Here is a 13,529-nt window from a genome sequence, read left to right as displayed (position 1 = left end):
TGAATTATCCTCTGCCGGAGTGATCCATGATCGTTGATCGTCAAGGCAGGCGTTTTCGCAATTTGCGGATCAGCCTGACCTCAGCCTGCAATTACGCGTGTACCTATTGCGTGCCTAACGGCAAGCGGCTGGTGGCTGCCCAGGACGAACTCTCGGCCGAGGCCATGGCCCGTGGCGTGGCTTACCTGATCGAAGCCGCCGGTATCGAGCGCCTGCGCATCACCGGTGGTGAGCCGTTGGTCAGCCCCAAGCTGGAAGCCTTCATGGGCGCCGTGGGCGGGATGGGCCTCAGTGAGATCAGCCTGACCACCAACGGCCAACTGCTGGCGCGCAAACTGCCGCTGCTGGTGGACGCCGGCATTCGGCGCATCAACGTATCCCTCGACACGCTGAACGCCGAGGCCTTCCGCAGCATCGCCCGTGGCGGCGACCTGGCCACGGTGCTCGATGGCATGGACCAGGCGCGCGCGGCCGGGATCAAGATCAAGGTGAATATGGTGCCGTTGCGCGGCCAGAACCTCGATCAGGTGATGCCGCTGCTCGACTATTGCCTGGAACGGGGCTACGAGCTGCGCTTTATCGAACTGATGCGAATGGGCCACCTGGCCAAGGACTCCAATGCCTTCCTGCAGCAATTCGTCAGCCTTCAGCAACTGCTGAGCCTGATCGGCGAACACCACGAATACCTGCAAGCCAACGCTCCCGTGGACGCCACGGCGGTGCGCTACGAAGTGCCGGGCAAGGGTTTCTTTGGGGTGATCGCCAACGAAAGCGTGCCGTTCTGCCGCACCTGTTCACGGTTGCGGCTGTCGTCCACCGGTTGGTTGCATGGCTGCCTGTCGTCGAGCAATCGTCACTATGTCGGCGACCTGCTGGATAAACCGCGCCACCAGGCGCTGCCGGCCTTGCAAGGCTTGCTGATCAAGGCCCTGGGCGACAAACAGGAAGTGGCGTTCTCCGGTGGTGCGACCATCATGAAAATCATCGGCGGCTAACCCGGTTTTCAAGATTGCGCACAATCCAGTGTGGGAGGGGGCTAGCCCCCGATTGCAATGTGTCAGTCCCAGATAATCTGACCGACTCGCCGCAATCGGGAGCAAGCCCCCTCCCCAAATGGCGCGGATTCTGCATCTCATGCCCATTCGCCGGTTTTCCGTCACCGGCTTCTGGAGGATTAGGATGCGTAGTCTGGTTTTGTTGCTGGCGTCGTTGGCGCTGAGTGGTTGCATGACCGTCAGCGATATGGCCGAAGGCACCCGTTATCAGATGAGCGACGCCGGGTTGCTGGACCACAGCGACACCCGGCGCTCCGCGTCGATTCGCGTGCAGCCGGACTCCTTTGTCTTCATCGCCCAGGGCGCCTTCGTGCCGCCCGGCAGCGCCTATCCGCGCCCGAACGTGGTCGCCGAAGAAGCTTTCAATGGCTTCGTCGAATACTTCCCCATGGTGCGCCGCGCCCGCCAGCCCGAAAGCCTCGAACAAGCCATGGCCGAAGCCCGTGCGGCCGGCGCTCACTACTTGCTGTACTGCCGCTTCGCCAAGGCGGATGACCTCATCGGCAACGCCGATGAGTGGACCGATCAACAGGCCCTCGACCGTGTTGGCCTGGACAGCGGCGTTATCCAGATCATGTTGATCGAGACCAGCACCCAGTATTTGATTGATACTGCACGGATTCGCAGTCGTGGCGGTTTACTGACGTTCCACGACAATACGCCCCAAGATCTGATCGCCCGCCCGCTGGCGCAGTACGCCCGAGGCCTGCTGGGCATGAGCGATCAGTAAGCCAGAGGAGAAGCCCATGACCGATTCCGCCAAGGCCAATGATCTATTGGCCCAACTGCCCAAGGGCAAGGGGCCGGCGCCGGTGCATCTGTGGAACCCGGACTTCTGCGGCAACATCGACATGCACATTGCCCGCGACGGCACCTGGTATTACCAGGGCACGCCGATCGGGCGCAAGCCGATGGTCAAGTTGTTCTCCAACATCATCCGCCGCGATGGCGATGAGTACTTTCTGGTCACCCCCGTGGAAAAGGTCGGCATCACCGTCGAGGATGCGCCGTTTGTCGCGGTCACCCTGGAAGTCGAAGGGCAGGGCGAAAGCCAGCGGTTGCGCTTCACCACGCAAGTCGACGAGCAGGTCGAGGCCGATCTTGAACACCCGCTGCGGGTGGTGATCGACCCCGACACCGAGGAGCCTTCGCCCTATCTGCGCGTGCGCGCCAACCTCGAAGCCCTGGTGCATCGCAATGTGTTCTACCAATTGGTCGAGCTGGCGGTGAGCCGTCCGATCGACGGTCAGAGCTGGCTCGGCGTGTGGAGCGGCGGGACGTTCTTCCCGATTGGCCTGGAGCCCTGAGGAGGTTTTTTCCTCTCCCTGAAATAATTTGCTTGCTGCAAACGGCTGCTTTCGGTTATCAATTTGTACATGATTAGACATGTCCGATTCGATAAGAAAAAACGCGTCGTCGACGAACTCATCCGCCGTATCGAAGGTGGGGTGATGGCCGACGGTTTCCTGCTGCCGGGTGAGCATCAACTGGCCGAAGAGTTTGCGGTCAGTCGCGGCACGCTGCGCGAAGCCCTGGCCGAGCTCAAGCGCCGCAACTACATCGCCACCCAGGGCGGCGTCGGCTCCATCGTCACCTATGACGGCATGGTGCTCGACCAACGCAATGGCTGGGCCCAGGCCCTGGCCGACACCGGCGCCCTGGTCAGCACCGACATCCTGCGCTTCGAAGCCGTGACCCGCCCGGACCTGTTCAGCCGCTTCGGCAGCGACCAATTCATCGCCCTCGACCGTCGCCGCCGCGCCGCCGATGGCCGCGCCGTGTCTTTGGAGCGCTCGCTGATGCCGGCCTCCGGAGGCCTGGAAGGCTTGCCCCGGGTCGGGCTGATCGACAACTCCCTGACCATCACCCTGGCCGCCTACGGTTACGTCGGCGCCGAAGGCGATCAATGGATCGGCGCCGAGCCTCTGACCGATGAAGACGCCGAGCTGCTCGAGCGCCCGGTGGGCACGGTGTTTCTCAAGGCGTCGCGCACCACTTACGACCGGCGCGAACGCTTCATGGAATACGTGGAAAGTCTGCTCGACCCGCTGCATTTTCGTCTGCACTTGCAGTTTGGCGCGACGAAATGAGCGCGCACAATCGTGCCCTCGGCGCCTTCTACGGTCTGGCGTTGGGCGATGCCCTGGGCATGCCCACCCAGTCTTTGAGCCGCGAGCAGGTCCGGGCGCGCTTCGGTGCCATCACCGGCCTGGAAGATGCCGACGCCGACCAACCCATCGCACCGAACATGCCCGCCGGCTCCATCACCGATGACACCGAGCAGGCGATCCTCGTCGGCGAGTTGCTGGTGGAAGGCCAGGGCACGATCGAGCCGAGCGTACTTGCGCGACGCCTGATCGACTGGGAAGCGCGAATGCGCGCCAAAGGCTCCCAGGACCTGCTGGGCCCGTCGACCAAGCGCGCCATCGACATGATCCTCGCCGGGCATACGCCTGAAGAGTCCGGGCGCTACGGCACCACCAACGGCGCGGCGATGCGTATCGCGCCGGTGGGGATTGCCGCCGATGTCAGCGACCCCGCGCCGTTCATCCGTGCGGTGATCCAGGCGTGCCAGGTGACCCACAACACCAGCCTGGGCATCTCCAGCGCCGCGGCAGTGGCGGCAGTGGTCTCGGCCGGGATCAACGGCGCGGACCTGGGCGCAGCGCTGAACATCGGCAGCCAGATCGCCCAGCAGGCCGAACGCCATGGACACTGGGTGGCCGGCGGCCGTATTGCCACGCGCATCGGTTGGGCGCGGACCTTGAGCGTCGCCAGTGGCGACAAGGCGCTGTTCGCCGACCTGCTCTATGAATTGATTGGTACCTCGGTCGCTTCCCAGGAATCGGTGGTGGTCTCGTTCGCCCTCGCGCAGCAAGTGGCGGTGGGCGAGATGAACGCCTTCGAGGCCTTGTGCGTGGCCGCCAGCCTTGGCGGCGACACCGACACCATCGCCGCGATCCTCGGCGCGATGCTGGGCGCGTGCCTGGGGATGCAATGCTGGCCGGCGGCGATGATCGAACAGGTCCAGCGGGTCAACGGGCTGGCGCTGCAGCCGTTGGTTGAAGGCCTGCTCAGCTTGCGCCAGGCGCCACCGGCCAGCGCGCTCGCGCACTGACCGAGTCAACATTGCGATTTGCGAATTTGCCACAACCCTAACAATACTGGCACCAGGAGCACCCGCACATGAGTACGTCCACTTCCGGCCCAAGCGCCGGGCGCTTGGAAACGCGCGGCATCGAACCGGTCCCCGAAGGCGAGTGCCACGGCCATCCGCTGCAACTGTTCTGGGTGTGGTTCGCCGCGAACATCAGCATCCTGGGGTTGCCGCTGGGTGCCACCCTGGTTGCGTTTCGCGGCCTGGCCATCTGGCAGGCGGTCATCGTCGCCATCCTCGGTGCCGCCGGCTCCTTCGCGGTGGTGGGCATTATCTCGATCGCCGGGCGGCGCGGGCGGGCGCCGAGCCTGACGCTGTCCCGCGCCATCTTCGGCGTGCGCGGCAATATCGGGCCGACGTTGGTGTCGCTGATGTCGCGGCTCGGTTGGGAGACCGTCAACACCACCACCGCTGCGTTCGTGCTGCTGTCGTTGTGTACGCTGCTGTTCCACACCCCGGTCGCGGCGAAAAGTGCGCCGCTGCTGACGCTGCTGTTCATCGCCATTTTCGTACTGCTGACCCTGGCCGTTTCCGGCCTGGGCCATGCGACTTTGCTGGTGATCCAGAAGTGGGCGACCTACGTGTTCGGCGCCTTGAATCTCCTGGTCGGCGGCTTCCTCTGCGCCACCATCGACTGGAGCGCAGTGTTCAACGCCACCCCGGCGCCCTTGAGCGCGATGCTCATCGGCATCGGCACCATGGCCGCCGGCACCGGGATCGGCTGGGCCAACGCCGGCGCCGACATGTCGCGCTACCAACACCGCAGCGTCACGGCCGTGCGCCTGGTGGCGTCTGCCGCGTTTGGCGCGGGCATTCCACTGGTGCTGCTGATCACCCTCGGCGGCCTGCTGTCGGTGGGCAACAACGACCTGGCGGCGGCGACCGACCCGATCGTCGCGATCCGCGACATGCTGCCCACCTGGATGGCCGTGCCGTACCTGATCACCGCGTTTGGCGGGCTATTGCTGTCGAATAACCTGTCGGTGTATTCGGCCGGCCTCACTACCTTGACCCTCGGTTTGAAGGTCAAGCGCGTGTACGCGGTGATCGTCGATATCGTGGCGATCTTCGCCGGTTCGATCTACTTCATGCTGATCGCCGACAGTTTCTACGGCCCGTTCATCACCTTCATCTCGTTGCTGGCGGTGCCGATCACCGCGTGGGTGGGGATCTTCGTGGTTGACCTGATTCACCGTCATTACTACAGCCCCGACGACCTGCTGAACGTCAGTCCAAGCAGCGCCTACTGGTATCGCGGCGGCGTGGAATGGCGCGCGTTGGGGGCGTGGGTCGTGGCGATCGGGCTGGGGTTCAGTTTCACTACCATCGGCACCACCGCCGACAACATCTGGTTCGCCGGGCCGTTGTCCGATTCCTGGTTGGGCCACAACGGCCTGGGCTGGATCGTGACTTTCGTGGTGGCCGGCGGGATATATGCATTGCTCGGCGGCGCGGCTGACCGGCGTCCGGCATTGGTCGAGCGTGCCAATGCCTAGGTTGCTGCACACCGGCCAGGTCATCGTCGACCTGGTCATGGCCCTCGATCAATTGCCGGCGAGCGGCGGCGACGTGCTGGCGCAATCGGCCCGTTTCGAAGCCGGCGGCGGTTTTAATGTGATGGCGGCGGCGCGGCGCAACGGCTTGCCGGTGGTCTATCTGGGGCGCCACGGCAACGGCCGTTTCGGCGACCTGGCCCGTGCGGCGATGCACGCCGAAGGCATCGACATCGCGCTGCCCGCCAGCGCCGGCAAGGACACCGGCCTGTGCGTGGCGCTGACCGAAGCCAGCAGCGAGCGCACCTTCATCTCCCATCTGGGCGCCGAGGGCGAGCTGAGCGCCGAGGACTTGGCCAACGTTGCGCCACGTGCCGATGACTACGTGTACGTGAGTGGCTACAGCCTGCTTCTCGACGGCAAGGCCCAGGCGCTGATCGACTGGCTACTGGCGCTGCCACGGGCGATTACGGTGGTGTTCGACCCGGGCCCGCTGGTCAAGGCGCCCGACTCGGCGTTGATGCGCGCGCTGCTGCCGCGTATCGATATCTGGACCAGCAACGGCCCGGAAGCCCTGGCGTTCACCGGCGCGGCGGATATGGCCGAGGCGCTGATCAAGCTCAACCGGTATCTGCCCGCCGACACACTGCGGGTGGTGCGCGATGGGCCGAACGGTTGCTGGATCGGGCGGGCGAATGTGCTTGAGCCTGTGCCCGGCTTCAAGGTGCAGGCGGTCGACAGCAATGGCGCCGGAGACGCCCACGCCGGCGTGTTCATCGCCGGTTTGGCCAACGGTTTGAAACCGCTCGACGCGGCGCGCCGTGCCAATGCGGCGGCAGCCCTGGCGGTGACGCGCTGGGGGCCGGCGACTGCTCCCGGCGCCGCGGAAGTCGACGCATTCCTCGCTGGATAAGCCCCGCATAGGCGCTCGGGCTTGCCCTGACTCATAGGCTGGCGCCGACTAACCCGCTATTTCGATGCTTCACGGCGCAGGCTGTTTCGGTGCGCCAGGGATGTTCGAGTCGTCGCCCTTGTTGATACCGGGCTGATTGACCCCCGGGCCCATCTTGCCGTTACCGACGGCGGCGGGTGTCTGGCGCTGGGTGTCGTTGCCTCGGGTGCGCGGGTCGGCGCCGTTGTCGATGATCGCGCCACCATTGGTGTCGAGGCCAGTGCCCATCGAGTCCTGGGATTCCTGGGTCGCCGGGCTCGGGGGGGTGCCGACCGGATCGGTCTTGCCGGTGGACGAGGACGCGGCCAAAGCGCTCAGCGACGCAGCGGACAGCAGCGCCGTGAAGGCGAGGACAGCACACTTGGATTGCTTCATGAGGGTGTCTCCATTAGGGTTAATGTCCTTACCCTTTATTGGTCAGCCCACATGTGGGGTTCGTGCCTGGATGCCGACGAGCGGTATCAGGACACCTGTAAGGTTTTGTGCGCCGAGAGCTGGCGTGCTAGCAGGCGTGCCACGGTGATCATCCAGTTCAGTGCAGCGATGGCCAGTACGCCCATCATCAATGTCGACAGGCCGTAGTCGACGATGATCCTGCCCGCCAGCCAGGGAAACCCGAAGACGCCGACAAAATACGCCAGGCTGAACAGCAGCAACGCCTGGGACGTCGTGCCGGACGGCGCTTCGTGGGCGACCAGCCCATTGATCACCGAGTACGTCAGGCCGTAACCCACCCCCAGCGTGGCAGCCGCCAGCAGGTAGCTGAGGTTACCGCTCACACCAAAAGCAAACAGTGCAATCGAGCCGAGCATGATCCCGGACAACACACAGGCGGCCCGGTAGGCATCGCGCTTGACCACGAAGCCGGCGATCAACAGACGGCTGGTGATCGCGGCGCTCAGGAACCCCGCGAAGAACAGCGAATAATCCAACCCATGCGCGGCCGCGTAGCTGGTCTGGAACGATGAAAGCCCGCCAAACACGCAACCGCCCAGGCCGACCATGAGGATGGCGAACGCCGCCCTGGACGACAGCACCCGGCGGCTGGCAGCCAGGGAAATCCTCGACGTCGGTGCATTCGCATGGTGCTTGAGTTGTGCGCCCAGTCGCCAGAACATCAGCACCCCAACGAGGCTGGCCGTCCCAGCGATATAGAAGGCGGTCGTCAGGGGCAGGTCCAGCGCACTGGTGGCTCGTCCGAGCAAGGGCCCGGAACCGATCCCGCTCAACATGCTGCCCGACAGCAGCGCAAAATACTTGGCCCGCTGCCTGGGCTCGACCAGTAAGGTCACGATGATCGGGCCCAGCGTGTAGAACACGCCCCAACCCAAGCCGAGGGCCAGCCCGAACAGCATCAAGCCTTGGCCAAACCCCGGTGTCAGGGCAAAACCGAGGCAGGCCACCACCAGCAACACGCCCATTCCCGCAATCGCCCGTGCCGCGCCCAATGCATCGGCCAAATGCCCGGAGAGCACTACCGCGACGAAAGTACTGAGCATCGCCGTGGAAATCACACTGCCGGCGTCATGCTCATTCCCACCGCGCGAGTGAATCAGCAACGACAGCAGAAACGTCGAGCCGTAGGACAAGGACAACAGGAAGCTGGCAAGGCAAAACAGGACGAATAGTTTTCCGCCCACCGGAGATGTGGAGTTCATGAGCACGCCTTGGAATCATTGGAGTTATGGCCACGTTCTACCATGCGTGTCAGGGCGGATTGTTCTGTGGTTGCTGGTGCTTGCTTTAGCCCGCAACGGAGTAAGGTGGCCTGGCGATCCCGAAATTGCACTGCAATCTGTCATCAAACCGTCTTAGTATGTGGCCTTTGAATTTGCCCAAGGCGCGCCCATGACCATCGAGATTCGCCCCGCCGTGCCCAGCGATGCTGCGCAGATCCTGACTTTCATCACCGAGCTTGCCGAGTTTGAAAAAGCCCGTCATGAAGTGATCGCCAGTGTGGCGGATATCGAGCGCAGCCTGTTCAGCGAGGGCGCCACCGCCCATGGGCTGATCTGCCTGCGCGACGGTTTGCCCATCGGCTTCGCGGTGTTCTTTTTCAGCTATTCCACCTGGCTGGGCAGCAACTGCCTGTACCTCGAAGACCTCTACATCAACCCCGAGCAACGCGGCGGCGGGGCCGGCAAGAAGTTGCTGCGCCACCTGGCGAAGATCGCCTGCGACAACGGTTGCGGGCGGTTCGAATGGAGCGTGCTGGATTGGAACGAACCGGCGATTGCCTTCTACAAATCCATCGGCGCCCAGCCCCAGGAAGAGTGGGTGCGCTACCGCATGGAGGGCGATGCGCTGCGGGATTTCGCCCAGGGCTGATCAAGTACCCGGTGAAAACCGGCGTCCCGACGCCGGTTTTTTTATATGTTTTCTCACTATATGGGATGTAAATTTATATATTGAGATATTTCAAGGTCTGGGTTTATAGTCGGCTGCATCAGCACTCACTACCAAAAATAAAACAGGTGAAGCGATGCAGGCACAACCTCTGTCACTCCCCGCCGTGCCCGAACCGACTTATGGCGAGCGGCTCAAGCACAAGGTGGTGATCGTCACCGGCGCGGCCCAAGGCATTGGCGAGGCGATCGTGGCCTGCTTCCAGGCGCAGCAGGCACGTTTGGTGATCGCCGATATCCAGGGCGAAAAGGTCGAGCAAGTCGCCGCCCATTGGCGCGAACGCGGCGCCGAGATCTACGCGCAACCGGTCGACATCACGTCCCAGGCGCAATGGCAGGCGCTGGTCAACCTGGCCATCGAGCGCTTCGGCCGTGTCGATGTGCTGGTCAACTGCGCCGGGGTCAACGTGTTCCGCGACCCGTTGCAGATGACCGACGAAGACTGGCGGCGCTGCTTCGCCATCGACCTCGACGGCGCCTGGTATGGCTGCCGCACGGTGTTGCCGCACATGATCGAGCAGGGCATCGGCAACATCATCAACATCGCCTCGACCCATTCCAGCCACATCATTCCCGGCTGTTTTCCCTACCCCGTCGCCAAACACGGCCTGCTCGGCCTGACCCGCGCCCTCGGCATCGAATACGCGCCCAAGGGCATCCGCGTAAATGCCATCGCCCCGGGTTATATCGAAACCCAACTCAACGTCGACTACTGGAACACTTTCCCCGACCCCCACGCCGAGCGCCAGCGCGCGCTCGACCTGCACCCGCCCAAGCGCATCGGCCAGCCTGTGGAGGTGGCGATGAGCGCGCTGTTTCTGGCCACCGATGAGGCGCCCTTTATCAACGCCACCTGCCTGATGATCGATGGCGGACGGTCGGTGATGTACCACGACTAGAACTTGTCACTCTCCAATAACAACAAGAGGTGCCGTTCATGAAAAAAACACTCCGCGTACTCGCCGCCGCCATTGCGTTAAGCGGCTTCAGCAGCCTGGCCGTTGCCGAAGAAGTGAAGATCGGCTTTTTGGTCAAACAAGCCGAAGAACCCTGGTTCCAGACCGAATGGGCCTTCGCTGAAAAAGCCGGCAAGGAACATGGTTTCACTGTGATCAAGATCGCCGTGCCCGACGGCGAGAAGACGCTCTCGGCCATCGACAGCCTGGCCGCCAACGGCGCCAAGGGCTTTGTGATCTGCCCGCCGGACGTGTCTCTCGGCCCGGCCATTGTCGCCAAGGCCAAGGTCAACGGCTTGAAAGTCATGGCCGTGGATGATCGCTTCGTCGACGCCAAGGGCAATTTCATGGAAGACGTGCCGTACCTGGGCATGGCCGCGTTCGAAGTCGGCCAGAAGCAAGGCGCGGCGATGGCCGCCGAGGCGAAGAAGCGCGGTTGGGACTGGAAGGACACCTACGCGGTGATCAACACCTTCAACGAGCTCGACACCGGTAAAAAACGCACCGACGGTTCGATCAAATCCCTCGAAGAAGCCGGCATCCCCAAAGACCATATCCTCACCGCCGCGCTCAAGACTCTCGACGTGCCCGGCAGCATGGACGCCACCAACTCGGCCCTGGTCAAGCTGCCCAGCGGCGCGAAGAACCTGATCATCGGCGGCATGAACGACAACACCGTGCTCGGCGGCGTGCGCGCCACCGAAAGCGCCGGCTTCAAAGCCGCCAACGTGATCGGCATCGGCATCAACGGCACCGACGCCATTGGCGAGTTGAAGAAAGCCAACAGCGGTTTCTTCGGTTCGATGCTGCCCAGTCCGCACATCGAGGGCTACAACACCGCGCTGATGATGTACGAGTGGGTCACCACCGGTAAGGAACCGCCGAAGTACACCGCGATGGACGAAGTGACGCTGATCACCCGCGCCAACTTCCAGGAAGAACTGACCAAGATCGGGCTGTGGAAATGACCGCAGCGGCACTGCGCTTTGACGGCATCGGCAAAACCTTCCCCGGGGTCAAGGCGCTGGACAGCATCAGTTTCACCGCCCACCCGGGGCAGGTACACGCGTTGATGGGCGAGAACGGCGCGGGCAAGTCGACGCTGCTGAAGATCCTCGGCGGCGCCTACGTCCCGAGCAGCGGCAGCGTGCAGATCGGCGCGCAGACGATGGCCTTCAAATGCGCGGCCGACAGCATTGCCAGCGGCGTCGCGGTGATCCACCAGGAGCTGCATCTGGTGCCGGAAATGAGCGTCGCCGAGAACCTGTTCCTCGGGCATTTGCCGGCGCGTTTCGGCGTGGTCAACCGCAGCCAGTTGCGCCAGCGGGCGCTGGCGTGCCTCAAGGGCCTGGCCGATGAAATCGACCCGCAGGAAAAGCTCGGGCGCCTGTCCCTGGGCCAGCGCCAACTGGTGGAAATCGCCAAGGCGCTGTCGCGTGGCGCGCATGTGATTGCCTTCGATGAACCCACCAGCAGCCTGTCGGCCCGTGAGATCGACCGGTTGATGGCGATCATCACGCGCCTGCGCGACGAGGGCAAAGTGGTGCTGTACGTGTCCCATCGCATGGAAGAAGTGTTCCGCATCTGCGACGCGGTCACGGTGTTCAAGGACGGCCGCTACGTGCGTACCTTCGACGACATGCGTGCGCTGAGTCACGACCAGTTGGTCACCTGCATGGTCGGTCGCGATATCCAGGACATTTACGACTATCGGCCGCGCGCACACGGCGAGGTGGCGCTCAAGGTCGACGGTTTGCTCGGCCCGGGCTTGCGTGAACCGGTCAGCTTTGAGGTGCGCAAGGGCGAGATCCTCGGCCTGTTCGGCTTGGTCGGCGCCGGGCGCACCGAGCTGTTTCGCCTGCTCAGCGGCTTGCAGCGCGCCACGGCGGGGCAGTTGGAACTGTGCGGGCAAGCGCTGCAATTGCGCTCGCCGCGCGACGCTATCGCCGCCGGCGTACTGCTGTGCCCGGAGGACCGCAAGAAGGAGGGCATCATCCCGCTGGCCAGCGTCGCCGAGAACATCAACATCAGCGCACGCGGCGCCCATTCCCGGTTCGGCTGGCTGCTGCGCGAGGGCTGGGAGCAGGGCAACGCCGAGCAGCAAATCCGCGGGATGAAGGTCAAGACGCCGAGCGCTGCGCAGAAAATCATGTACCTGTCCGGCGGCAATCAGCAGAAGGCCATTCTCGGCCGCTGGCTGTCGATGCCGATGAAGGTGCTGCTGCTGGACGAGCCGACGCGGGGCATCGACATCGGCGCCAAGTCGGAGATCTACCAGATCATCCATGACCTGGCGGCGAGCGGCATCGCGGTGATTGTGGTGTCCAGCGACTTGATGGAGGTGATGGGGGTTTCCGATCGCATTCTGGTGCTGTGTGAAGGCGCTTTGCGCGGCGAACAACGGCGCGAACACGCCACTGAATCCAACTTGCTGCAACTGGCCTTGCCGCGTGGCCTGGCGAACTGAGAGACGACTATGACGACCCAACACAACGCGTTGCCGACGGCACGCAAACCCGTGGACCTGCGCGCGCTGCTCGACAACTGGGCGATGCTGCTCGCGGCGCTGGCGATTTTCCTGCTGTGTGCCTTGCTGATCGACAACTTCCTCTCGCCGCTGAACATGCGCGGGCTGGGCCTGGCGATTTCCACCGTAGGCATCGCCGCCTGCACCATGCTGTTCTGCCTGGCGTCGGGGCACTTCGACTTGTCGGTCGGTTCGGTGATCGCCTGCGCCGGGGTGGTGGCCGCGATTGTGATGCGCGACACCGACAGCGTCATGCTGGGCATCGGCGCGGCGCTGCTGATGGGCTTGATCGTCGGGCTGATCAACGGCATCGTCATCGCCAAGCTGCGGGTCAATGCGCTGATCACCACCTTGGCGACCATGCAGATCGTGCGCGGCCTGGCCTATATCTTTGCCGACGGCAAGGCGGTAGGAGTGTCCCAGGATCAGTTCTTCGTGTTCGGCAACGGCCAGTTATTGGGCGTGCCGGTGCCGATCCTGATCACCATCGTCTGCTTTGTGTTCTTCGGCTGGCTGCTCAACTACACCACCTACGGGCGCAACACCATGGCCATCGGCGGCAACCCGGAAGCGGCGCTGTTGGCCGGGGTCAACGTGGACCGCACGAAGATCCTGATCTTTGCCGTGCATGGCCTGATCGGCGCATTGGCCGGGGTGATCCTCGCGTCACGCATGACCTCGGGCCAGCCGATGATCGGCCAGGGCTTCGAGCTGACGGTGATTTCCGCTTGCGTGCTGGGCGGGGTGTCGCTCAGCGGCGGCATCGGCATGATCCGCCATGTGATCGCCGGGGTGCTGATCCTGGCGATCATCGAGAACGCAATGAACCTGAAGAACATCGACACCTTCTACCAGTACGTGATCCGCGGCTCGATCCTGCTGCTGGCGGTGGTGATCGATCGCATGAAACAACGCTGAATTCATGCCATGTGAAGATCTAAGTGTGGGAGGGGGCTTGCCCCCGATGGCGGTCTATCAGTAACA

14 protein-coding genes are annotated in these 13,529 nt (G+C 63.6%); 12 read left to right on the top strand and 2 right to left on the bottom strand.

The genetic code is table 11. The features are described 5' to 3' along the window. Nucleotides 1-26: 26 nt before the first annotated feature. From RGV59_RS28950 to RGV59_RS28920, 7 genes are all read left to right on the top strand, one after another. A complete protein-coding gene (locus RGV59_RS28950; protein ID WP_102618412.1) occupies nucleotides 27-995 on the top strand; it encodes a GTP 3',8-cyclase MoaA in 969 nt (322 codons plus the stop codon). A 184-nt stretch (nucleotides 996-1,179) separates the two neighbouring features. Beyond that, nucleotides 1,180-1,785, top strand: a complete 606-nt coding sequence (locus RGV59_RS28945) for a DUF4823 domain-containing protein (protein WP_126587155.1) — start codon at nucleotides 1,180-1,182, stop codon at nucleotides 1,783-1,785. A gap of 16 nt (nucleotides 1,786-1,801) precedes the next feature. Continuing rightward, nucleotides 1,802-2,362 (top strand): DUF1285 domain-containing protein, encoded by a 561-nt coding sequence (locus RGV59_RS28940; RefSeq protein ID WP_126587153.1) that lies wholly within the window; start codon nucleotides 1,802-1,804, stop codon nucleotides 2,360-2,362. A gap of 69 nt (nucleotides 2,363-2,431) precedes the next feature. Then, nucleotides 2,432-3,145: a GntR family transcriptional regulator gene (locus tag RGV59_RS28935; protein ID WP_046382376.1), complete on the top strand. Its 714-nt coding sequence runs from the start codon at nucleotides 2,432-2,434 to the stop codon at nucleotides 3,143-3,145. After that, the gene (locus RGV59_RS28930) at nucleotides 3,142-4,173 is read left to right on the top strand and encodes an ADP-ribosylglycohydrolase family protein (RefSeq protein WP_104902621.1); all 1,032 of its coding nucleotides are present in this window, start codon (nucleotides 3,142-3,144) and stop codon (nucleotides 4,171-4,173) included. The genes RGV59_RS28935 and RGV59_RS28930 overlap by 4 nt, the downstream gene beginning before the upstream one ends. Before the next feature lie 68 nt (nucleotides 4,174-4,241). After that, nucleotides 4,242-5,708, top strand: coding sequence for a purine-cytosine permease family protein (locus tag RGV59_RS28925; protein ID WP_126587151.1), 1,467 nt, complete (start codon nucleotides 4,242-4,244; stop codon nucleotides 5,706-5,708). After that, nucleotides 5,701-6,618, top strand: a complete 918-nt coding sequence (locus RGV59_RS28920; protein WP_126587149.1) for a PfkB family carbohydrate kinase — start codon at nucleotides 5,701-5,703, stop codon at nucleotides 6,616-6,618. Before RGV59_RS28925 ends, RGV59_RS28920 begins: the two co-directional genes overlap by 8 nt. 69 nt (nucleotides 6,619-6,687) lie before the next feature. On the opposite strand, the gene RGV59_RS28915 is transcribed toward RGV59_RS28920, so the two are convergent. Both RGV59_RS28915 and RGV59_RS28910 read right to left on the bottom strand, forming a co-directional pair. Next, on the bottom strand, nucleotides 6,688-7,032 hold the full coding sequence (locus tag RGV59_RS28915) for a hypothetical protein (protein ID WP_126587147.1): 345 nt from the start codon (nucleotides 7,030-7,032) through the stop codon (nucleotides 6,688-6,690). 86 nt (nucleotides 7,033-7,118) lie between these two features. Next, a complete protein-coding gene (locus RGV59_RS28910) occupies nucleotides 7,119-8,315 on the bottom strand; it encodes an MFS transporter (protein WP_126587145.1) in 1,197 nt (398 codons plus the stop codon). Between the two features lie 190 nt (nucleotides 8,316-8,505). Between RGV59_RS28910 and RGV59_RS28905 the strand changes: the two genes are divergently transcribed. The 5 genes from RGV59_RS28905 (at nucleotide 8,506) to araH (ending at nucleotide 13,463) form a co-directional block, all read left to right on the top strand. After that, on the top strand, nucleotides 8,506-8,985 hold the full coding sequence (locus RGV59_RS28905) for a GNAT family N-acetyltransferase (protein WP_057005494.1): 480 nt from the start codon (nucleotides 8,506-8,508) through the stop codon (nucleotides 8,983-8,985). A 154-nt stretch (nucleotides 8,986-9,139) separates the two neighbouring features. Further along, a complete protein-coding gene (locus RGV59_RS28900; protein WP_104902624.1) occupies nucleotides 9,140-9,961 on the top strand; it encodes an SDR family oxidoreductase in 822 nt (273 codons plus the stop codon). A 38-nt stretch (nucleotides 9,962-9,999) separates the two neighbouring features. Then, the gene (locus RGV59_RS28895; protein WP_104902625.1) at nucleotides 10,000-10,986 is read left to right on the top strand and encodes a substrate-binding domain-containing protein; all 987 of its coding nucleotides are present in this window, start codon (nucleotides 10,000-10,002) and stop codon (nucleotides 10,984-10,986) included. Next, nucleotides 10,983-12,485, top strand: a complete 1,503-nt coding sequence (araG, locus tag RGV59_RS28890; protein WP_126587407.1) for an L-arabinose ABC transporter ATP-binding protein AraG — start codon at nucleotides 10,983-10,985, stop codon at nucleotides 12,483-12,485. Before RGV59_RS28895 ends, araG begins: the two co-directional genes overlap by 4 nt. A gap of 9 nt (nucleotides 12,486-12,494) precedes the next feature. Further along, nucleotides 12,495-13,463 carry an L-arabinose ABC transporter permease AraH gene (gene araH, locus RGV59_RS28885; protein ID WP_046489319.1) on the top strand — a complete coding sequence of 323 codons (969 nt, stop codon included), beginning with the start codon at nucleotides 12,495-12,497 and terminating at the stop codon, nucleotides 13,461-13,463. Nucleotides 13,464-13,529: the final 66 nt, after the last annotated feature.

Source organism: Pseudomonas sp. FG1 (genome assembly GCF_034313875.1).
Lineage (GTDB): Bacteria > Pseudomonadota > Gammaproteobacteria > Pseudomonadales > Pseudomonadaceae > Aquipseudomonas > Aquipseudomonas veronii.
The sequence above is the reverse complement of the archived record's forward strand: the minus strand, read 5'-3'. Positions and strand labels throughout refer to the sequence as shown.